The sequence below is a fragment of the Alphaproteobacteria bacterium HT1-32 genome (assembly GCA_009649675.1).
Lineage (GTDB): Bacteria > Pseudomonadota > Alphaproteobacteria > Rhodospirillales > HT1-32 > HT1-32.
Genome location: WJPL01000001.1, coordinates 502,408 through 522,702 on the forward strand (window position 1 = coordinate 502,408; position 20,295 = coordinate 522,702).

Here is a 20,295-nt window from a genome sequence, read left to right on the forward strand (position 1 = left end):
AGGCTTTGAAATTCCGGTTGCTCTGGTATGTTCCCGCCGACTCATTCAGGAGACGAGCATGATCCCCCGTTATTCACGCCCCGAAATGACTGCCATCTGGGAACCCGAGAACAAGTTCCGGATCTGGTTTGAAATTGAAGCCCATGCCTGCGACGCACAGGCCGAGCTTGGCGTGATCCCGAAAGAGGCAGCGAAAGCGGTCTGGGAGCGGGGTGCCTTTGAAGTTGACCGGATCGACGAGATCGAACGCGAAACCAAGCACGATGTCATCGCGTTTCTGACCAACCTGGCTGAGCATGTCGGTGATGAAGCCCGCTTCGTGCATCAGGGCATGACCTCCAGCGATGTGCTGGATACCTGCCTTTCGGTCCAGCTCACTCAGGCAACGGATATTCTTCTGAAAGATATCGACCGGGTACTGGAAGCGCTGAAAAAGCGTGCCTATGAAACCCGGGACATGGTTTGCATGGGCCGCAGCCACGGCATTCACGCCGAGCCGGTGACCATGGGGCTGAAGTTCGCCCGTTTCCACGCCGAGTTTGCCCGCAACCGGGACCGGCTGATCGCCGCCCGCAAGGAAATCGCAACCTGTGCAATTTCCGGCGCGGTTGGCACCTTTGCCAATATCGACCCCGCCGTCGAAGAACATGTCGCGAAGAAGCTTGGCCTTGAGGTCGAGCCTGTATCGACGCAGGTCATTCCGCGTGATCGCCATGCCATGTATTTTGCAACCCTCGGCGTCATCGCCTCCTCCGTCGAAAATCTGGCAACAGAGATACGGCATCTGCAACGCACCGAACTGCGTGAAGCCGAGGAATATTTTGCCCCCGGCCAGAAAGGCTCGTCGGCAATGCCGCACAAGCGCAACCCGGTGCTGACGGAAAACCTCACCGGTCTTGCCCGGATTGTCCGCAGCGCCGTAACACCCGCCCTTGAGAACGTTGCTCTCTGGCATGAACGCGATATCTCGCATTCCTCCGTCGAGCGAATGATCGGGCCGGATGCGACGGTCACGCTGGATTTCGCCCTGAACCGGCTGGCAAATGTCGTCGACAAGCTGGTGATCTATCCGGAGAACCTGCAAAAGGCCATGGATCAGCTCGGTGGCCTGATTTTCTCACAGCGTGTGCTGCTGGCACTCACCCAGTCCGGCATGAGCCGGGAAGACGCCTACAAGGCCGTTCAGCGCAATGCCATGAAGGTCTGGGCGAACGAGGGCAGTTTCCTCGATCTGCTGAAAGCTGACGAGGCGGTCGCTGCCCATCTTTCAGATTCCGAACTCGATGCGATTTTCGATCTGACATACCACACGAAAAATGTCGGCGTTATCTTCCGCCGTGTCTTCGGGGAATAACGGCCGGCCCTGACGGCTTACTTCTTGTCGAAGCCTTCCACACCGTCCCAGTCCCCTTCCGGCGCGTTGTCGACATACCGTCGACAACGCTCAATCATGACCTGTGTCGGCCCGTCGTCAGGGCGCTCCCTGCCCAGCGTTTCGAACAATTCGCAGGCATCCCTGAACATACCATCCTGATACACATCAAATGCCCCGGAGAACCGCTCAACAAAGGCAACAGTATCAGGATCAACAACCGGCCCATCCTCCGGAGCCCGGGCACCCATCAGTTCATAGATGGTGAGAGGCTGAGTTGTCCCCTTTGGTGTCACCCGGTCAACAATCCGGAAGATGAAACGATCTTCGGCGCCATTAACGATGGTATCGCTCACCAGTATGTGGGTGCCGTAATATTTGTTGAGTCCTTCAAGGCGTGCTGCAAGATTGACCGTATCCCCCAGCGCGGTATAGCCCATCCGGTTGGTTGCCCCCATATTCCCGACAACCGCATCACCGGAATGCAGCCCGAGACGGGTCACCAGAATCGGCCGCCCTTTTTCCTCATATAACCGGTTCAGCTCTTCAGATGCCTGACGGGTGGCCAGTATTCCGCGACAGGCATTAACGATATGTGCCGGGTCTTCCAGCGGCGCGTTCCAGACAGCCATGATGGCATCGCCGATGAATTTATCGATGGTCCCATTGTGTCTGGAAATGGCGTTGGTCAGTGCCTCGAAATAAACCGATGTATGCTCCAGCAGGAATTCCGGCTCTGCCCCTTCAGACAGATCGGTAAAGCCTGCAATATCGGTAAACATCAGCGTCACACGCTGCCGGCTGCCGCCAATCTTCGCGATCTGTCCGCTCGCCAGCAGCTTCATGACGACGTCTTTCGGCACATAGCGGGAGAATGCGTCGATCGTCTGGCGCATATCTGCCATCGATTTCGACAATTGCGCAATTTCCCTGAAAATCGTTGGCCGGGGTTTGTAGCCGCTGAAATCAAATTTCCGGATCTTGTCCGCATCCTCTGCCACCCGGATCATCGGCCGGGTGATCCAGCCCGCCAGCACTGTCACCCCCGGAACGGCAACAAACAGAATCAGGGCTGCCGCAAAAAGCATGCTGCGGTACATACTTTCGACCATTGGACCGGTAAACTGATCCACCGGTGCAACAACTGAAATAATCCAGTTGGTCGCTGCAGGTCCGCTGACTTCCCGCCAGGACAGGATCTGGTCGCCTTCAGAAGATTCAAAAACAACGGTGCTGTCCCCGTCCCGTGCCCGGTCAAGTGACAGCCCGGACTTCAGAATCGGATCCTTCAGGTCCACGATCGTCGGCATCCGCTTTTTCCGGAAAGCCTGGTCAAGAATATCCAGATAATCATTCACCTTGTCCTGAGCGATCAGCACACCGCTGTTGTCGGTGATCGCCAGGCGGGTTGATTCCCCAAACCGCTGCGTCTGCAGAAATTCGCTGAGTTGGGCAACGCTGATATCCAGGCCAAAAACGCCGCCCGGGAAAAACGTCATGGCCCGGGAAAAGGTAATCCCCGGACGCTGCAAACTCTGGAAAACATAGGGTTCGGTATTCACGGTGAAGTTTGCGGCCAGGGCGGTAGAATACCATGGCCTCACACGTGGATCATAGGTCACGGTCGTCTCAAGCTCGCCCTGCTGCGTCGAGCCATCCTCGAAAACATAGCTCCACTGCTGATAGGAGCCGAATGTCCCCCGGGAAATAATCCGTCGCGCGTAACGCACTCCCTCCGGAAATCCCAGAGTCGTGCGCGCTTCCAGTGGCTGTGCTCCGACATTGATGACCTGAATGAAGGCACCGGTCTTGTCGGCGATATAGGCACTGTACGCCGTTTCGTGGCGTTGCAGCGTGCCGGTCAGATATCGCAGGGTCAGTTCAGGCCTGTCGAGCGATATGGCTTCTGCCGGCAGGCCCGCCGTGATGTCTGCTATCAGACGGGCCTCGTCAAAAAAGCGTTCCAGCCGCTGGGCCGTTTCACCGGAAATAGACGACATCCACTTGTCAGCGGAGTCTATAATGATGCGCCGGTCCTCGAAATAATTCGCACCGACAAGTACCGCACTGCACCCGACCACGACCGCAAGAACTGTCGTCAGGATCGTAATGCGCAATGGTGCCTTGTATTTTCCAAGCATACTCACCCAATCAGACAGCATTCCCTTGGAATACAATCTAGAGGAGCATGTCCTTCACCCCAAGCGAATATCAGGCGAAAATATTTGCTTGACGATGAGTCCGGCGCGTCAGCCCTGCGTTACCTGCAGATGCGCTTCGGCATAAAGGTCATCCATTTTGCGACGCAGGGCTTCCCGTGTCATCGCAACCTTGGCAGTTTCAAAGTCACCCAGCACCTTGCGCAGAACATCGTCATCACCCGGCTCATCAAAGTCCGAGGCCATCACTTCCTTGATGTAGGCATCTGCATCAGCCTTGCCGAGAAGTTCCGCAGCCCAGGCACCAAGCATCCGGTTCCGGCGGGATTCTACCTTGAAACGGGTTTCTTCGTCATTTTTGTATTTGGCTTCGAAGCCCTTTTCCCGATCCTTGAACGACGACATGCCTTGGTTCTCCTGCCACTGGTTACGTTGGCCGCAAGATAAGTCGGCCAGACGGTGTTTCAATGACATTATTGCGCAAACCGCAGATAAAATCATCAAGCTGCCGATTGCGGTTTACCGGAACAGCCTTATCTTGGTCCGGAAATGTGCTCCGTCATCATCCTCCGACGGCCAGACCATGACTGGCCCGTCATCATTGCCGCAAACCGTGACGAAATGGCTGACCGCCCCTGGCGGGTGCCTGACCGGCACTGGGGTGACCGGCCCGATGTTGTCGCCGGCATGGATGAACTTTCCGGTGGTTCCTGGCTCGGCATCAACGACAATGGCGTCATTGCCGGTGTCCTCAACCGACCGCATTCACTCGGCCCGCAGGCTGGCAAACGTACCCGTGGCGAGCTCGTGCTTGAGATGCTCGACCATGCCGATGCCTCCGAAGCCGCTGCTGCCATTGCTGATCTTGACGGGTCAAGTTACCGCGGATTCAACCTTTTCATCGCCGATAACCGCGATGCCTTCTGGGTCCGCTCAACAGGTGAAGGTATTGTCGACGTGGCACCGATACCGGATGGCGTATCAATGCTGACCGCCCATGACCTGAACGATGTTGCCGCTCCGCGGACCGCGCGGCATTTACCCCGGTTCCGTGCAGCCCCGGCTCCTGAACCGGATCAGACAGACAGCTGGTTTGCCTGGACAGCCTTGCTGGCATCCCGGGACAGCGATCCGGATGCAGGGCCGGGCAGTGCCATGCTGGTTGGCAGCGAGACCGGCTTCGGTACAGTTTCCAGCAGCCTGATGGCGCTGCCGGCAATCGGACGGGCTGGAATAAAGCCGCAATGGCTGTTCAACAGTGCCCCGAGGGACAAGGCAAAATTCGCCGCAATTCCGCTGGATTGATTCTGCCGACCGCCGTTGTTATGACCCCTTTTTGTTGATATAGCAGAGTTCAGGGTTGCCCGACACCGGGCGGCCTCAACCGGGGCAGTCAACAGGCCCACAGAACGGATTCCAGACATGGCCCGACGCAGGCAGATTTATGAGGGCAGGGCAAAAGTGCTCTTTGAAGGCCCGGAGCCGGGTACGCTGGTGCAATATTTCAAGGACGATGCCTACAGTGCGCATGGTGCTGAAAAGGGCGTCATCACCGGCAAGGGCGTTCTCAACAACCGCATCTCCGAATATCTTATGACACGGCTGTCTGAAATCGGCGTGCCGACACATTTCGTGCGCCGGCTGAACATGCGCGAGCAACTGGTTCGCGAAGTCGAGATCGTCCAGGTAAAGGTCGCCGTGCGCAACATCGCCGCCGGCTCCTTTGCGGAACGGTTCGGCATGGCGGAGGGCGCGCCCCTGCCGCGTTCGATTGTCGAATTCCGCTACATGTCGGAAGAACTCGGCTACCCGATTGTCTCCGAAGAACATATCACGGCATTCGGCTGGGCAGTCCCCCAGGAACTCGACGATATTCTTGCCATGAGCCTGCGCATCAACGACTTCCTGATGGGGTTGTTTCTTGGTGTCGGCATCCGGCTGGTCGATTTCAAACTGGAATTCGGACGGCTGTGGACCGGTGATGACCTGCGCATCGTACTGGCAGATGAAATCAGCCCTGACAGTTGCCGGTTATGGGATATCAAGACCAATGAACGAATGGACAAGGACCGGTTCCGTCAGGATCTGGGCCGGGTGGAGGAGGCCTATCAGGAGGTCGCCCGACGCCTTGGCATCCTTCCAGAAAGCGGACCGGGCGATATGAAGGGCCCGGCCCTGATGCAGTAAAACTCCAGAGACGGAAACCAGACCAAGATGAAAGCACGCGTGCATATCACCCTGAAAGACGGGGTTCTCGATCCACAGGGCAAGGCTGTCATGGGCGCACTCGGCGCGCTCGGATTTGACGGTGTCAAAGACCTGCGCCAGGGCAAGTTCATTGAAATCGAACTCGACGGCAACGACCGGGCTGCGGCCGAAAAGCAGGTCGCAGAAATGTGCGCCAAGCTGCTGGCCAATACGGTCATCGAAAACTACGAAATTGATATCGTAACCTGAGCACTGGCTCCGGATCCCGGATTTTGCCGGACACTTGCCCTGAACATATCGGAAAGTAACTGATGAAAGCAGCTGTGATCGTATTCCCCGGTTCGAACTGTGACCGGGACGCCGCGGTGGCACTGGAACAGGCGACAGGTCAGAAACCGCTGATGCTGTGGCACAAGGATACCAGCCTGCCAGCCGTTGACCTGCTGATTGTCCCCGGCGGTTTTTCCTACGGTGATTACCTGCGCTGCGGGGCCATCGCTGCGAAATCCCCGATCATGACGGAAGTGCGCAAGGCTGCAAATGCCGGCACACCGGTGCTTGGTATCTGCAACGGCTTTCAGGTCCTGACCGAAAGCGGCCTGCTGCCCGGCGTGCTGATGCGCAATCGTGGCCTGAAATATATCTGCCGCGATGTTGCCCTGCGGGTTGAGCGTAATGACCGTATCTTCACCAAGGGTTACACGGAAGGTCAGGTCATCACGGTGCCGATCGCTCATATGGAAGGCAATTATCAGGCTGATCCGGACGTACTGAAGCGGCTGGAAGATGAAGGCCAGGTCGCTTTCCGTTACTGCGCGCCCGACGGTGCCGCAAATGACGATGCCAACCCGAACGGGGCCGCGAACAACATTGCCGGTATCTTCAATGACCGGGGCAATGTGCTTGGCATGATGCCCCATCCGGAACGGCTGGCCGACCCGGAACTCGGCGGTATGGACGGCGCAGCCATGTTTGCCGCCCTCGCCGGACGGCTTTAACCCTTTTCTGCTCACCCTGAACGATCAGTCGGAAAACAGTGACAAACCAGACCAGCGACATCACCCCTGACGTCATCGCCAGCCATGGCCTGACCCCTGATGAATATAAAACCGCCTGTGATATTCTGGGGCGGGAACCGAACCTGACCGAACTGGGAATCTTTTCGGTCATGTGGTCGGAACATTGTTCCTACAAGTCATCGAAAAAATGGCTGAAAACCCTGCCGACGACGGCTCCCTGGGTGATCTGCGGCCCCGGTGAAAATGCCGGCGTCATTGATATCGGCGACGGACAGGCGGCGATTTTCAAGATGGAAAGCCACAACCACCCCTCCTTTATCGAGCCCTATCAGGGAGCTGCGACCGGAGTTGGCGGCATCCTGCGCGATGTCTTCACGATGGGGGCCCGGCCAATCGCCAACCTGAACGCACTCCGGTTTGGCGATGTCTCGCACGAAAAGACCCGTCATCTTGTGTCAGGTGTTGTTGCCGGTGTCGGCGGCTATGGTAACTGCGTCGGCGTGCCGACTGTAGGCGGGGAATGTAATTTCCACGCCAGCTACAACGGCAATATTCTGGTCAATGCCATGACCGTCGGCCTCGCCGAGGCTGACAATATCTTCTATTCCGCAGCATCCGGCGTCGGAAACCCCATTGTCTATGTCGGATCGAAGACCGGACGTGACGGTATTCACGGGGCCACCATGGCTTCGGCTGAATTTGACGATGCCTCCGACGCCAAGCGGCCGACGGTGCAGGTTGGCGATCCGTTTACGGAGAAACTGCTGATTGAAGCCTGCCTTGAACTGATGGCAACCGATGCCATCGTTGCCATTCAGGATATGGGCGCAGCCGGCCTGACCTCATCGTCATTCGAAATGGCATCGAAAGGTGGTCTCGGCGTCGATCTTGATCTGGACCGGGTACCAACCCGGGAAACCGGCATGACTGCCTACGAAATCATGCTCTCCGAAAGCCAGGAACGCATGCTGATGGTGCTGCGGCCCGGCTCTGAAGATGCCGCACGGGCAATCATTGAGAAATGGGATCTGGATTTCTCGGTCTGCGGTGAACTGACCGATACCGGCCGCATGGTCCTGCGAATGCATGGCGAAATTCAGGCTGACCTGCCGATTGACCCGCTGGCACTGGCCTCCCCTGAATATGACCGCCCGTGGAAACCGACCCCGGCACAGCCGGTCATTGCCGCAGCCGATCTGCCCGTTCCTGACGACCTGATGGGTACACTGACGCAGATCATGGGCTGCCCGGATGTCGCTTCGAAGAAATGGATATGGGAACAGTATGACCACATGGTCATGGCCGACAGTGTCCAGCGCCCCGGCGGGGACGCTGCTGTTGTCCGCGTACACGGCACCCGCAAGGGCCTTGCCATGACCTCCGACTGTACACCGCGTTACTGTGTCGCCGACCCCGTGATGGGCGGCAGGCAGGTTGTAGCCGAAGCCTGGCGCAACATCACCGCCGTCGGTGCCACGCCGCTTGCGATTACCGACAACATGAACTTCGGCAATCCGGAACGCCCGGAAATCATGGGTCAGTTTGTCGGCTGTATCGAGGGTATGCGCGAAGCCTGCCTTGCGCTCGATTTTCCCGTCGTCTCCGGCAATGTCTCGCTCTACAACGAAACCAACGGTCAGGCCATCCTGCCGACCCCGACCATCGGCGCGGTCGGCAAGATCGACGATGTGCAGGACATGGCGCGCATTGCCCTGCCGGAAGGCTGCGACATCGTGCTGATCGGCGAGACCACGAGCTGGATGGGGGCCTCCCTTTATCTCCGTGAAATTGCCGGTCGCGAAGAAGGCGCACCGCCGCCAGTGGATCTGGCCCTGGAACGTCGTAATGGCGACTTCGTCCGCACAGGCATCCTCTCCGGTGATATTCGGGCCTGCCACGACCTTTCAGATGGCGGTCTGCTGGTCGCCCTGACCGAAATGTGCCTGGCCGGTAACACAGGTGCGGCACTTTCTGCCCTCCCGGATGACCAGACGCCACATGGCTGGCTGTTTGGCGAGGATCAGGCCCGTTATCTCGTTGCCACCACCGACGGGCCCGCGCTGGTGGAAAAAGCGACCGGGCAGAATGTCAGTGCCCGGATTATCGGATGCAGTGGCGGTAGCAGCCTCACATTGGCCGGAATCGGTGAGACTGGACTCGACAGTCTGCGTCAGGCACATGAAAACTGGATGCCTGCCTATATGGCCTGAAAGAAAACGGGAATACGCAATATCCCTTATTGATCGAACTAGTTTCAGGGTCGACAATACTTTTCCTGTCAGTCTGTCCCCCGGCGGACTGATCTCATCGATCGGAAACCGAATGTGACGCGCGATCAGGTCAAATACGGATGCGTATTAATCTGTGGGATCGTCCTCATCCTTGCGGCGGCATTATTCACGTCCCGTCTGAACACCGAAACAAGGGTAGAAGCCAACCGGTCAGACCTTCAGTTCAGGCTGGCAACCCTGTCATCCAGACTGGAAAGCGAGATCAACAGCAACATGTTGCTGCTGATCGGGCTGGCAACGGAACTCTCTCTGAATCCTGAGATTAGCCAGGATGACTTTGCCGATCATGCATCAGAATTACTTCGCTACGGACCGGCACTGATCAATCTTGCCGCTGCGAGAAACCTCATCATCAGCCACGTCTATCCGATGGAGCCGAACAAATCGATTCTTGGCGTCGATTATCGGGAAATACCGGATCAGGCTGATGTCATTTTCCGGGCGGTGAATACAGGTGACATGCAGCTTGCCGGTCCGCTCCCCCTGATTCAGGGCGGCGAAGCGATCATTGGCCGGATGCCGGTTTATATCAATGACGAGACCGGCTCGCATCTGTGGGGCGTGGCAGCCGCTCCGATTGATTTCCGAAAACTGATGCGGAACAGCGGTATTCTCCAGCTGACTGAAGTTTTTGACATCGCCCTCCGGGGCCGTGACGGTCAGGGTGAAAACGGTGCTGTCTTCTATGGCAACCCCGCACTGTTTAATGCCGACACCGTCAGGGCGACAGTCAAGGTTCCCGGCGGTTCCTGGATCATCGCCGGCATGCCGAAGGCCGGCTGGAAAGCCGCTGTAAAACCGAACTGGGTTATCTGGATTGCCGCCCTTCTGGCGGAAACCGCCTGGATACTGATTGTCGTTCTTGGTTATCTGCGCGCCCGGGAAGCTTCACAGGCCCGTCATGCAATCGAGCAATCCCAGAAAACCTTCGAGTATCTTTTTGAGCATGCCTCCGACGCCATGTTCCTGATAGATCCGCACAAGCTCCGTTATATCGGCGCTAATGAGCCGGCACAGAAGCTGCTCGGCTATTCCCTGGAGGAACTTAAAACACTCGATTACGGAGATCTGAGCAGCGCAAGCCATCGCGACGAAATCAGAAGACGCCCCGGGGAGCTGCTTGATGGCCGGAAAATGGTCTATGACTGGGAGCTGATCCATAAACAGGGATATACGATACCGGTTGAAATCAGCGCCAGAGTGATCAGCAATGGCGCTGAAAGCGTCATGCAGACGATCGTACGTGACCGCAGTGCCCAGCGACGCCACGAACGGGAACTGATGAACGCAAAACGCGAAGCAGAGCTGGCAAACCATGCAAAGTCCCAGTTTCTTGCGAATATGAGCCATGAGTTGCGAACCCCGCTGAATGCCATCATCGGATTTTCCACAATCCTGAATGAAGAAATCCTCGGGCAGCATTCGATACCCCAGTACAAGGAATATGCCGAAGACATTCAGCGATCGGGCGAACATCTGCTGAAGATCATCAGTGACATTCTCGACATCTCGAAGATTGAAGCCGGTGAAATGCGGCTCGATTTCGAGCCGATTGATCTGGTGCCTGTTCTCGACGCCGCTATCCGGATGTGCCGGCCGCGGCTGCGTGAAAAGTCACTGGCCCTGCAAATGACGATACATCAGGACCGGCTCATGATCCTTGGTGATGAACTGAAAATGAAACAGGTCTTTCTGAATTTGCTCAGTAATGCGGTCAAATTCACGGTTGAGGGTGGCATTGCCATCGAAGCAGAGCACACCAAAAAGAATACCATCAGGATCACGATGACGGATACCGGCCGGGGCATGAGCGAGAAAGATGTCGACAATGTCTTACGCCCCTTCGTTCAGGCCGAAGACATCATGATCCGTGACAATGAAGGTACAGGTCTGGGACTTGCCCTGGTGGATGCCTTCGTCAATGCACATGGCGGTCGCCTTGATATCAAAAGCACCCTGAATATCGGCACCACCATCACCATGGAATTTCCGGGAATTGATCAGCCGTCAGGCGTTGCTGATGCCGCCGATTGAAATCGTTCTCCTTGCCTTACCGTTGACAGTACAATCCGGGCCGCCTATATGCCGGGCAACTTAAGGGGATAATCTGATGGCAATGTCTGCTGGCGAAATTGAAGCTTTGATCAAAGAAGGCCTGCCGGATGCGGAAGTCCGTATCGACGACCTTCGCGGCGACGGCGACCATTATGCCGCGCATGTCGTTTCTGCCGCCTTTGCAGGCAAGTCGCGTGTACAACAGCACCAAATGGTTTATTCCACATTGAAGGGTCGCATGGGTAACGAACTCCACGCCCTCGCCCTTCAGACATCTGCGCCAGAATAAGCGCATTCAGAAAGGATAAAAGATGAGCGACAATCCGGTATTTGCCGATATCCAGAAGGCTGTCGACGAGAACGAGGTTCTGCTGTTCATGAAGGGCAACCCGATGTTCCCGCAGTGCGGTTTCTCGGCGACTGTCGTTCAGATTCTCAGCCATCTCGGTGTAAAATTCAAAGGTATCAATGTCCTTGAGGACATGGAAATCCGCGAAGGTATCAAGCAGTTCTCAAGCTGGCCGACCATCCCGCAGCTTTACGTCAAGGGCGAGTTTGTCGGCGGTTGCGACATCATCCGTGAAATGTTCGACAGCGGAGAGCTGGAACAACTGCTCGCGGACAAAGGCGTCCAGCGCGCCGCCTGATCCGGACTGACCGGGTCTGCGCATGATCGCGGACCCGGCATTTCCGTCTTGTTACCGGCTGGCCAGTGCCTCGCGGACAAAATCCAGCCGGTCCTGACCATAGAACGGTTCACCATCCACCACATAAGTAGGCGAGCCGAAGACGCCTAGTGACAGTGCTTCCTCGCTGTTGGCCGTGAACTCCTGCTGAAGTTCCGGATCATGGGCATTGCCAACCAGTGCTCCCCCGTCCAGCCCCACTGAATTACACAAATCCGTCAGTACCTCCGGACTGTCCAGATCACGGTCGTCCCGCCAGAGCGCCGCCAGAATTGCAGCAGACAGGGCATCCACATCACCACCGGACCGCTGTGCACCAATCACACAGCCGCTGGCCAGTTCACGCCCGCCATAATGATGTACCGGATGCGGGTTCACCGGCATTCCCCGCCGTTTTGCCCAGCGAACCAGATCCCGCTCTGCATGCGCCTGCCGCATCGGGTGGAGATCCGGAAAACGTACACCACCGGACCCTTCAGCCAGACGGCCAAGATGAACCGGCTTATGGACAAGCCGGCGTCCGGACTGACGTGCCAGTTCGGCAATTTCGAGGGATCCGAGATAAGCAAAAGAGGATCGGACGGAGTAGAAATAAAGGATATCCTTCATGACTTGTCTTCCTGCAGCATCTTTTCTGCAATCTTGAGGTTACGCCGGATGGCCGGGTTTCGGGGCTGCAGACGCAGGGCTTCGACATAGCGGGAAACCGCATCAGCCGGGCGCTCCAGCTGCATCAGCACATTCCCGAGATTACTGAGCACACCCGCCATTTCCGGCTCCAGTGCCAGAGCTGCTTCATACAGAACCACCGCCGCTTCCGGACGACCGGTCATGGCGGCAATATTGCCCAGATTGCTTTTGCCCTGCGGGTCTGTCGGGCGCAGTTCGCTGTAGGTCATATAGGCATTCTCCGACTTATCGAACTGGCCAAGACGCGCAAGGGCATTTCCCATCTGAAGATGCGCGGGCGCGAAATCCGGTTCTGCGTCACAGGCAGCCGCAAATTCGCCCAGGGCTGCTGTGATATCGCCCTTCTTCATCAGCAAATCACCGAGCAGTACCCGATAGGCTGCAACCGCGCCATCCAGCAAGACCGCTTCACGCAGCATCGACAGGGCGTCGTCCTGCTGATTTTCCTGAGCCATGACCACAGCGATCACATGATATGCTCCGGCTTTCGTCACATCGTCAGCACCCGTTTTCAGAAGCGCTTCTGCGATCTGCCTGGCCCCTGCATAATCACGTTCTTTCAGCCTGTCTCGGGCCTCAGCCAGGGACCCGGACTGCACCTTGTCTTCCATCACGTCGCCATCCCCTTTGACGTTCTGTCTTCATTCTTTTCTGCCGCTGCCCGCGCCCGACAGCACAGAGGTTATCCGGACCGTCAGCAACGACAAGACGAAACGAAAAAGGCCGGCTCCTGAAGAGCCGGCCTGATGTCGTCGCGACAGAAGTAACTGTCAGCGAGAATAGAATTCGATGACGAGGTTTGGTTCCATCTGCACCGGATAAGGAATATCGGCCAGTTCCGGCTGGCGGATGAAAGCACCACGCATCTTGCTGTGATCGACTTCGATGTAATCGGGCACGTCCCGCTCACTGCTGTCGACAGCATCAAGCACCATCGGGATGTCGCGGATTTTCGGGCTGAGTTCAACGATGTCACCATCCTTGATCATGTAGGAAGCGACATTCACCCGGTGGCCGTTGACCTTGATGTGGCCATGGCTGATCACCTGACGTGACGCGAACACAGTCGGTACGAATTTCATACGGTAGACAACGGCATCAAGACGACGCTCCAGAATGCCCACCAGATTTTCAGACGTATCACCGCGACGACGAACGGCTTCGGCATAGTAACGGCGGAACTGCTTCTCACCGATATTGCCGTAATAGCCCTTCAGCTTCTGCTTCGCCATGAGCTGCAGACCGAAATCTGACGGCTTGCGGCGGCGCTGCCCGTGCTGGCCCGGCGCATATTCGCGCTTGTTGATCGGGCTTTTCGGACGGCCCCAGAGATTGACGCCGAGGCGGCGGTTGATCTTGTACTTGGATTGAAGGCGTTTGCCCATAGGTCACACTCACTCGTTAACCGGTTGTTATCTGGCGGATTTTTCCGCCGGTTTATGTTCCGAACAGCTCATATCGAGCGTGGCACTACAGCCCGCGTTATCGGAAAGAGCGCGCACTATATGCATTCTGCTCCTGCTGTCAAAGACTGATCCCCCAAACACCGCAGAAATGCTGACTTCCGGAGACAACCACCCGTCACAGCCCCCCAGCACAGGCCGGTATTCCGGTCATGAAAACGGTTTGCGCATCCGCTCAACTGTCCTAACCTTCATGACAGACAGGGAAACTGGGGGAGACCGGGCGCATGACAAACCGCGCCGCGGCCTTACTTGCCGAGGATATACATAAAAGCTTCGGGACACTTGAGGTCCTGAAGGGAATAACCGTGTCCGCCGAGGATGGCGACGTGATCTCGATCATCGGATCATCCGGGTCGGGCAAAAGCACCTTCCTGCGCTGCATCAATTTTCTGGAAACGCCGGACAAGGGCCGGGTCGTTGTCGGCGGCGAGGAAGTCGTCATTCAGACAGATCGTCACGGCAACCCGACCGGCGTCGACAGCAAGCAGATCGATGCGCTGCGGACCCGTCTGGGGATGGTCTTTCAGAGCTTTAACCTCTGGTCACACATGACCGTTCTGCAGAATGTCATGGAAGGCCCCCTGCATGTGCTGAAGCGCCCGAAAGGCGAGGTCCGGGACGAGGCGATGGCCATGCTCCAGAAAGTCGGCATCGCCGAGAAGCATGGTGCCTATCCGTCAGAACTGTCCGGCGGTCAGCAGCAACGGGTCGCCATTGCCCGTGCGCTTTGCATGCAGCCCCGCGTTCTGCTGTTTGATGAGCCGACATCCGCACTGGACCCGGAACTGGTCGGTGAGGTGCTGCGGGTCATGAAGGATCTTGCCGCTGAAGGCCGCACCATGCTGGTTGTCACCCACGAGATGGGCTTTGCCCGGGAAGTCTCAAAACGGGTAGTCTTCCTGCATGAAGGGCGCATAGAAGAAGAAGGAACACCGGCGGAGGTTTTCGATAACCCCCGGTCGGAACGGTGCAGGCAGTTCCTCGCGAGCAGCCTGTAGCGTCATACACCCCGGACAGAACAGGGTCCGGACTTTACCTGCCGGCCTCCGGGCTGGTTCAAACCGCCAAAAAGGCAACTGGGAGACTGACTATGAAAAGAATTGCACTTATTGCCGCCGCCGCTGCGCTTACTTTCAGCGCCCAGGCCCTGGCACAGGATTACAAGAAGATCACCATCGCGACCGAAGGAGCCTATGCGCCGTGGAACTTCAAGGACTCTGCCGGCAACCTCGTCGGTTTTGAGCTCGACCTGGCGAAAGATCTCTGCGCCCGCATGAAGATCGAATGCACCATCGTCGAGCAGGCCTGGGACGGCATTATCCCCTCCCTGCAGGCCAAGAAATACGATGTCATCATGGCCGGCATGTCGATCACGGCAAAACGGATGGAAACCATTACCTTCTCACGGGATTATGCCGCGACACCCGGCAGCTTCGTCGTGACCAAAGACAGCCCCTTCGCCGATTTCAGCACCAGCCTGTCAGCCCTGACCCTGGATGATGTCTCGGCTGAAGAACGGGCAGATCTGGACAAGATGATTGCCACCTTCAAGGGCAAGACGATTGGCGTCCAGACGTCCACAACACATGAAAACTTCCTGCGTGAGATCATGGGCGACAATGTCGACATCCGCACCTACGACACTCAGGAAAATCTCGACCTTGATCTTCAGGCGGGCCGGGTTGATGCAGCTCTTGCCTCGATGAGCTACTGGGTGCCTCTGCTCGCTTCAGACAAGGGCAGTGACATGAAGCTGATTGGTCCGGGCATGACCCGCGGCCCGTTTGGTGCCGGTGTCGGTGCCGGCATCCGCAAGGAAGACCAGAAACTAGCAGACATGTTCACGGCAGCAATCAATTCAGCAATCGCTGACGGCACACTGAAGCCGCTGGCCGAAAAGTGGTTTGGTTTCGACGCCGCTGCGAAATAAGCAGACAGGATCAGGTGGTGACCTGCTAGCAGGTCACCACCGGTTCAGCGGATAAGCACAGATGGATTTCAGCCTCCTCGTCTACGGTGATACCGGCTGGGGCGACGAAATGCTGGTTGGCGGGCTGATGACCATTGCCATCGCAACCTGTTCGTTTCTGCTTGGCATTGTCTTTGCCGTCGCCGCAGCTGCTGCAAAATTATCACAGAGCATTCTCTTCAGAGGACTGGCCGCGATCTACACGACCGTAATCCGGGGCATACCCGAATTGCTGATCATTTATCTTGTCTTCTTTGGGGCCGGGCAACTGATGCGCAGCGTCGCCACCCTGTTCGGCTATACGGAATATTTCGACCTCCCTATTTTCGTCACCGGGATGATCTGCATCGGCGCCAGTTCCGGCGCTTATTCGACAGAAGTCATCCGCGGCGCCGTTCTGGCCATCCCCAGAGGACAGCTGGAAGCAGGCAAGGCAATTGGGATGGATAAATGGCTGATGTTCTGGCGCATACTGGTACCCCAGGCAGCCCGTTTTGCCCTGCCCGGACTGGGTAATATCTGGCAGGTCACGCTGAAAGAAACGGCCCTGATCTCGGTTATCGGTCTGGCTGATGTCATGCGCAAGGCATCAGAAGCCTCCGGTTCCACCAAGGAGCCGTTCACCTTCTATTTCACCGCCCTCATAATCTTTTATGTGATCACAAAGATATCGGGACGCGGCTTCATCTTTGCCGAAAGACGGGCAAACAAGGGCGTGAGGCGCGCCTGACATGTTCAATCTGAAAGTCATGTCCGAGGCCTGGCCGCAATTGCTCGCGGCAATCCCCGTCACCCTGCAACTGACAGGCTCCGCCCTGCTGCTCGGGCTGGTGCTTGCCCTGATCATCGCGCTGATGCGCCTGTCATCTCATGCTGTACTACGACTGCCCTCTCTGGTTTTCGTGGATATTTTTCGTTCAACCCCCCTGCTCGTACAATTCTTCCTGATCTATTATGGCTCGGGTCAGTTCCGGCCGGAATTGCAGGAGTACGGTCTCTGGACCTTCTTCAGGGAACCCTGGTTCTGTGCCGTCTTCACATTGATGCTGAACACGGCAGCCTATACATCCGAAATCATCCGTGGCGGCATCCAGTCTGTGGGCTATGGCCAGATCGAAGCAGGACGCGCCTGCGGGATGTCGACCTTCCTGCTGTTCCGGAGGATTATCCTGCCGCAGGCCGCCCGGCAGGCGCTGCCTGCCTATGGCAACGAAATCATCCTGATGGTCAAATCATCATCGCTGGCCAGTACGATCACGATTCTTGAAATCACCGGTGTCGCCAAGAAAATCATTTCGGCCACCTTCGAGCCGATGTCCGTCTTCCTGATCGCCGGGATCATTTATCTCACCATCAACTTCATTGTTGTCATCGCCGTTCAGACGCTGGAGATCCGGCTGTCGCCGCAACTACATCGAAACCGCCGCAGCCTGTACAGTCGCCTCCGGAGCTTCTTCGGATCTCCCGTACAACCACCAGAAAGGCCCTGAAGGACAGGTGATATCTGCATCGTCGTCCCCCCGTTGATATGATAGACAATCACCATGGTATTTACAGATCATCATAATGCCGGCAACCGGGCAGGTTCCTGTGGCTGACGACAGACAGCGGCGCGGCGTGCTATCGCGATTCAGTTTGCGGCAGCTGCTCTTTTGCTGCTTTACGCTGATTGCGGTCATTCCGGTCATCACGCTGACCGTCTGGATCCAGCGATCGACCTTTGACCGGGAAATCGAAGCGGTTGAAGAAAAACATCTGCTGCTGGCCAAAAACCTGACAGATGCCCTCGCCCGCTATTCAAAGGATGTCGATGCGGCATTTGGACTGACCTCATACCGGGTGAATTCAGGTACTTTTGATCCCTCTTTCACCGGCCTGCTGCGGGAACTCGGCTTCGACCATTTCTGCGTACTGGATCAGGACGGCAAAGTCATCAATGCCGTGATCGTCGATGAAAAAGCCGTCCCCCTGTCCGACGGTACCTGGAAACGCCTGGCCCCATACTGGCGACAGGCTGCCGCCAACCGGGAACGGATACTTTATACACCTGTTACCTCGAACAAAGCCGGGCAGGCCCGGATCTACATTATCCGTGCCCTTACCGAGACAACCTTTTCCATCGGTGCGCTGCGCCTTGATTATCACCGGGCGTTACAGAAGCGAATATCCTTCGGCCAGCTTGGCCATGCAGCCATTGTTGATGCCACCGGGCAGGTCATTGCCCATCCGGACAAGGAATGGGAACGCACCCATAAGGACATATCAAAAATAAAGCCCGTTGCCGCAATGATGCGCGGCGAAACCGGAGTCGCACAGTTTTATTCGCCCGCGATAAAAGCCGACATGATCGCGGGCTATACCACGGAGCCCCGCAGCGGCTGGGGAGTTATGATACCGCAGCCGGTTTCAGAACTTAAAGAAGCCTCTATGGATGACCGTATGGCAGCGCTTGGCGTCAGCCTGCTGGGCATGACAATTGCGGCAGTACTGAGCTGGATACTCTCCGGCATCATTGCACGCCCCATTCTGCGATTGCGCAGTGCAGCCCAGAATGCTGCCGAACATGGCCAGGTTGAACCGGTAGAGACCAACAGGAACACCGGCCCCCGTGAGGTCGGAGAGATGATCACCGCCTATAACGGCATGGTCGAGATGATCATCAATCGTGAAAGCCAGGCGATAGAAGCCGGTGAGCGACTGGATGAAGCACAGCAACTGGCGGGCATTGGCAACTGGCGCTGGAATCTTGCAACCCGTGAGATGTGGTGGTCGAAGGCCATTTACGGAATTCTTGGTATTGATCCGAAGCAGGGACCGCCAACCGCAGAAACCCTGGGTCGCTTTGTCCATCCGGAAGACCGGCAGCGTGTAGCCAGGGCCGTCGCCAATGCGGTGGATGAGGGGGGACGGTTTTCGCTCGATCACCGGATTATCGCCAAAGACGGTTCCATCCGCTATGTCGAACAATCCGGCGATGTACGTTTTGACGATGAGACCGGCGATGCCAAGATGATCGGCACACTTTACGACATCACCGACCGGAAGCAGAACGAAGAGGTTCTGTTCAAACAGGCCAATTTCGATGCGGTCACAAATCTGGCAAACCGCAATCTGTTCCACAAGCGCCTGCGGGATTCCGTGGAACTGGCCGCAGCGGACAATTCCTCCTTCGCTCTGATCTTCATTGATCTCGACGGCTTCAAGACGGTCAACGACCTGCGCGGTGCAGTGGCCGGGGATGCCCTGCTGAAAGAAGCCGGGCGACGTCTGCTGGAAATTCGCCGGTTTGAAGATGTTGCCCGCCTCGGCTCTGATGAATTCACCGTTCTGGTAAAGGATACTGAGAGCGTCGAAGAACTCGAAACCCTGACCCATCAGATCATGGACAGCCTGTCCCGCCCCTATCGTCTGGAGGGCAAGGAAAGCTTCATCGGGGCCAGTATCGGGGTCGCCCTCTATCCGACAGATGCCAACACTCCCGCCGACCTTCTGCAAAATGCCGAAACCGCCATGCATCGCGCCAAACGTGATGGCCGCAATGCGCTTCGCTTCTTCACCGACAAGATGCGGGAAGATTCCCGGGTCCGCACCGGTCTTGAGAATGACCTGCGTCGCAGTTGGGAACGGCGGGAATTTTCCGTCGTGTATCAGCCGATCATTGATCTGCAAAGCAATGCCATTATTGCTGCCGAGGCATTGATCCAGTGGCGTCATCCCGACCGGGGACTGGTCTCGACCCAGAGCATCATACCGATCATCGAGGATATCGGTCTGATCGGGCTGATCGGACGCTGGGTACTGGAAACCGCGGCAACCGACGCCCGGCGCTGGCGTGAAGCCGGTTGTGGCAAGATATCCATTTCCGTCAACCTGTCCGGGCGCCAGCTTGAACGTGGCCTGACCGTTGACGCCATTGTCGATTCCGTCAAAACCGCCGGTCTGCCGCCCTCTGCCCTGATTCTGGAAGTAACGGAATCAATTCTGGTCGATGACATGGATGCCGCCATCAACTGGCTCAGTGATCTGCGGTCCCGTGGAATCCGCGTCGCCATCGATGATTTCGGCACCGGCTATTCCTCACTCGCCTATCTGAAACGCCTGCCCGCGGACACCATCAAGATCGATCGCGAGTTCGTCTCCAACATGCTGAACGATGAACGTGATCTGGCCGTGGTCAGTTCAATCTTGTCGCTGGCGCACGGTCTCGACTTCCGGGTCGTCGCTGAAGGTATCGAAGATCAGATGCAATGCGACGAGTTGCGAAAAATGCATTGCGATTACGGGCAGGGCTATCTGTTCAACCGCCCGATGAGTGCCGATGATTTTGCTGACTATGCAAGAAAGCAGTCACGCCCGTCAGTCGTCAACATCACCGACTGA

19 protein-coding genes are annotated in these 20,295 nt (G+C 57.0%); 14 read left to right on the top strand and 5 right to left on the bottom strand.

From position 1 onward, the window contains the following. The first annotated feature begins 58 nt into the window (after positions 1-58). Complete coding sequence (locus GH722_02315) at positions 59-1,354, top strand: adenylosuccinate lyase (GenBank protein MRG70589.1); 1,296 nt, start codon at positions 59-61, stop codon at positions 1,352-1,354. A gap of 17 nt (positions 1,355-1,371) precedes the next feature. Here the strand turns inward: GH722_02315 and GH722_02320 are convergent, their stop codons facing one another. After that, on the bottom strand, positions 1,372-3,534 hold the full coding sequence (locus tag GH722_02320) for a hypothetical protein (protein MRG70590.1): 2,163 nt from the start codon (positions 3,532-3,534) through the stop codon (positions 1,372-1,374). 87 nt (positions 3,535-3,621) lie between these two features. Next, a complete protein-coding gene (locus tag GH722_02325) occupies positions 3,622-3,936 on the bottom strand; it encodes a DUF1476 family protein (GenBank protein ID MRG70591.1) in 315 nt (104 codons plus the stop codon). A 144-nt stretch (positions 3,937-4,080) separates the two neighbouring features. On the opposite strand from GH722_02325, the gene GH722_02330 reads away from it, so the two are divergent. The 8 genes from GH722_02330 to grxD all read left to right on the top strand — a co-directional run bounded on the left by GH722_02330 (position 4,081) and on the right by grxD (position 11,751). After that, positions 4,081-4,836: a hypothetical protein gene (locus GH722_02330; protein MRG70592.1), complete on the top strand. Its 756-nt coding sequence runs from the start codon at positions 4,081-4,083 to the stop codon at positions 4,834-4,836. 117 nt (positions 4,837-4,953) lie between these two features. Continuing rightward, entirely contained in the window at positions 4,954-5,718 is a 765-nt protein-coding gene (locus GH722_02335; GenBank protein ID MRG70593.1) for a phosphoribosylaminoimidazolesuccinocarboxamide synthase, read from the top strand. Between the two features lie 27 nt (positions 5,719-5,745). Further along, on the top strand, positions 5,746-5,988 hold the full coding sequence (gene purS, locus GH722_02340; GenBank protein MRG70594.1) for a phosphoribosylformylglycinamidine synthase subunit PurS: 243 nt from the start codon (positions 5,746-5,748) through the stop codon (positions 5,986-5,988). 62 nt (positions 5,989-6,050) lie between these two features. After that, the gene (gene purQ, locus GH722_02345) at positions 6,051-6,737 is read left to right on the top strand and encodes a phosphoribosylformylglycinamidine synthase subunit PurQ (protein ID MRG70595.1); all 687 of its coding nucleotides are present in this window, start codon (positions 6,051-6,053) and stop codon (positions 6,735-6,737) included. Between the two features lie 38 nt (positions 6,738-6,775). Next, positions 6,776-8,968 (top strand): phosphoribosylformylglycinamidine synthase subunit PurL, encoded by a 2,193-nt coding sequence (gene purL / locus GH722_02350; protein MRG70596.1) that lies wholly within the window; start codon positions 6,776-6,778, stop codon positions 8,966-8,968. A 114-nt stretch (positions 8,969-9,082) separates the two neighbouring features. Further along, the gene (locus GH722_02355) at positions 9,083-11,083 is read left to right on the top strand and encodes a PAS domain S-box protein (protein MRG70597.1); all 2,001 of its coding nucleotides are present in this window, start codon (positions 9,083-9,085) and stop codon (positions 11,081-11,083) included. 76 nt (positions 11,084-11,159) lie between these two features. Beyond that, positions 11,160-11,393, top strand: coding sequence for a BolA/IbaG family iron-sulfur metabolism protein (locus tag GH722_02360; protein MRG70598.1), 234 nt, complete (start codon positions 11,160-11,162; stop codon positions 11,391-11,393). Positions 11,394-11,415: 22 nt separating this feature from the next. Beyond that, positions 11,416-11,751 (top strand): Grx4 family monothiol glutaredoxin, encoded by a 336-nt coding sequence (gene grxD / locus GH722_02365; protein ID MRG70599.1) that lies wholly within the window; start codon positions 11,416-11,418, stop codon positions 11,749-11,751. 51 nt (positions 11,752-11,802) lie between these two features. Here the strand turns inward: grxD and GH722_02370 are convergent, their stop codons facing one another. The 3 genes from GH722_02370 to rpsD form a co-directional block, all read right to left on the bottom strand. Beyond that, positions 11,803-12,399 carry a 2-hydroxychromene-2-carboxylate isomerase gene (locus tag GH722_02370; GenBank protein MRG70600.1) on the bottom strand — a complete coding sequence of 199 codons (597 nt, stop codon included), beginning with the start codon at positions 12,397-12,399 and terminating at the stop codon, positions 11,803-11,805. Further along, the gene (locus GH722_02375; GenBank protein MRG70601.1) at positions 12,396-13,091 is read right to left on the bottom strand and encodes a tetratricopeptide repeat protein; all 696 of its coding nucleotides are present in this window, start codon (positions 13,089-13,091) and stop codon (positions 12,396-12,398) included. The genes GH722_02370 and GH722_02375 overlap by 4 nt, the downstream gene beginning before the upstream one ends. A gap of 159 nt (positions 13,092-13,250) precedes the next feature. Next, positions 13,251-13,865: a 30S ribosomal protein S4 gene (rpsD, locus tag GH722_02380; GenBank protein ID MRG70602.1), complete on the bottom strand. Its 615-nt coding sequence runs from the start codon at positions 13,863-13,865 to the stop codon at positions 13,251-13,253. A 305-nt stretch (positions 13,866-14,170) separates the two neighbouring features. On the opposite strand from rpsD, the gene GH722_02385 reads away from it, so the two are divergent. The 5 genes from GH722_02385 to GH722_02405 all read left to right on the top strand — a co-directional run bounded on the left by GH722_02385 (position 14,171) and on the right by GH722_02405 (position 20,295). Further along, a complete protein-coding gene (locus GH722_02385; GenBank protein MRG70603.1) occupies positions 14,171-14,944 on the top strand; it encodes an ATP-binding cassette domain-containing protein in 774 nt (257 codons plus the stop codon). A gap of 92 nt (positions 14,945-15,036) precedes the next feature. Then, positions 15,037-15,876, top strand: coding sequence for a transporter substrate-binding domain-containing protein (locus tag GH722_02390; GenBank protein MRG70604.1), 840 nt, complete (start codon positions 15,037-15,039; stop codon positions 15,874-15,876). 61 nt (positions 15,877-15,937) lie between these two features. Next, positions 15,938-16,645: an ABC transporter permease subunit gene (locus GH722_02395; GenBank protein MRG70605.1), complete on the top strand. Its 708-nt coding sequence runs from the start codon at positions 15,938-15,940 to the stop codon at positions 16,643-16,645. A gap of 1 nt (position 16,646) precedes the next feature. Then, positions 16,647-17,405, top strand: coding sequence for an ABC transporter permease subunit (locus GH722_02400; protein MRG70606.1), 759 nt, complete (start codon positions 16,647-16,649; stop codon positions 17,403-17,405). Between the two features lie 76 nt (positions 17,406-17,481). Beyond that, positions 17,482-20,295, top strand: coding sequence for an EAL domain-containing protein (locus GH722_02405; GenBank protein ID MRG70607.1), 2,814 nt, complete (start codon positions 17,482-17,484; stop codon positions 20,293-20,295).

What these genes read in the sequence shown, in the direction of transcription:
- GH722_02315 (MRG70589.1), top strand. Translation starts at nt 59, where the DNA reads ATGATCCCCCGTTATTCACGCCCCGAAATGACTGCCATCTGGGAACCC.
- GH722_02320 (MRG70590.1), bottom strand. Translation starts at nt 3,534, where the DNA reads ATGCTGTCTGATTGGGTGAGTATGCTTGGAAAATACAAGGCACCATTG.
- GH722_02325 (MRG70591.1), bottom strand. Translation starts at nt 3,936, where the DNA reads ATGTCGTCGTTCAAGGATCGGGAAAAGGGCTTCGAAGCCAAATACAAA.
- GH722_02330 (MRG70592.1), top strand. Translation starts at nt 4,081, where the DNA reads ATGTGCTCCGTCATCATCCTCCGACGGCCAGACCATGACTGGCCCGTC.
- GH722_02335 (MRG70593.1), top strand. Translation starts at nt 4,954, where the DNA reads ATGGCCCGACGCAGGCAGATTTATGAGGGCAGGGCAAAAGTGCTCTTT.
- purS (MRG70594.1), top strand. Translation starts at nt 5,746, where the DNA reads ATGAAAGCACGCGTGCATATCACCCTGAAAGACGGGGTTCTCGATCCA.
- purQ (MRG70595.1), top strand. Translation starts at nt 6,051, where the DNA reads ATGAAAGCAGCTGTGATCGTATTCCCCGGTTCGAACTGTGACCGGGAC.
- GH722_02360 (MRG70598.1), top strand. Translation starts at nt 11,160, where the DNA reads ATGGCAATGTCTGCTGGCGAAATTGAAGCTTTGATCAAAGAAGGCCTG.
- grxD (MRG70599.1), top strand. Translation starts at nt 11,416, where the DNA reads ATGAGCGACAATCCGGTATTTGCCGATATCCAGAAGGCTGTCGACGAG.
- GH722_02370 (MRG70600.1), bottom strand. Translation starts at nt 12,399, where the DNA reads ATGAAGGATATCCTTTATTTCTACTCCGTCCGATCCTCTTTTGCTTAT.
- GH722_02375 (MRG70601.1), bottom strand. Translation starts at nt 13,091, where the DNA reads ATGGAAGACAAGGTGCAGTCCGGGTCCCTGGCTGAGGCCCGAGACAGG.
- rpsD (MRG70602.1), bottom strand. Translation starts at nt 13,865, where the DNA reads ATGGGCAAACGCCTTCAATCCAAGTACAAGATCAACCGCCGCCTCGGC.
- GH722_02385 (MRG70603.1), top strand. Translation starts at nt 14,171, where the DNA reads ATGACAAACCGCGCCGCGGCCTTACTTGCCGAGGATATACATAAAAGC.
- GH722_02390 (MRG70604.1), top strand. Translation starts at nt 15,037, where the DNA reads ATGAAAAGAATTGCACTTATTGCCGCCGCCGCTGCGCTTACTTTCAGC.
- GH722_02395 (MRG70605.1), top strand. Translation starts at nt 15,938, where the DNA reads ATGGATTTCAGCCTCCTCGTCTACGGTGATACCGGCTGGGGCGACGAA.
- GH722_02400 (MRG70606.1), top strand. Translation starts at nt 16,647, where the DNA reads ATGTTCAATCTGAAAGTCATGTCCGAGGCCTGGCCGCAATTGCTCGCG.
- GH722_02405 (MRG70607.1), top strand. Translation starts at nt 17,482, where the DNA reads ATGCCGGCAACCGGGCAGGTTCCTGTGGCTGACGACAGACAGCGGCGC.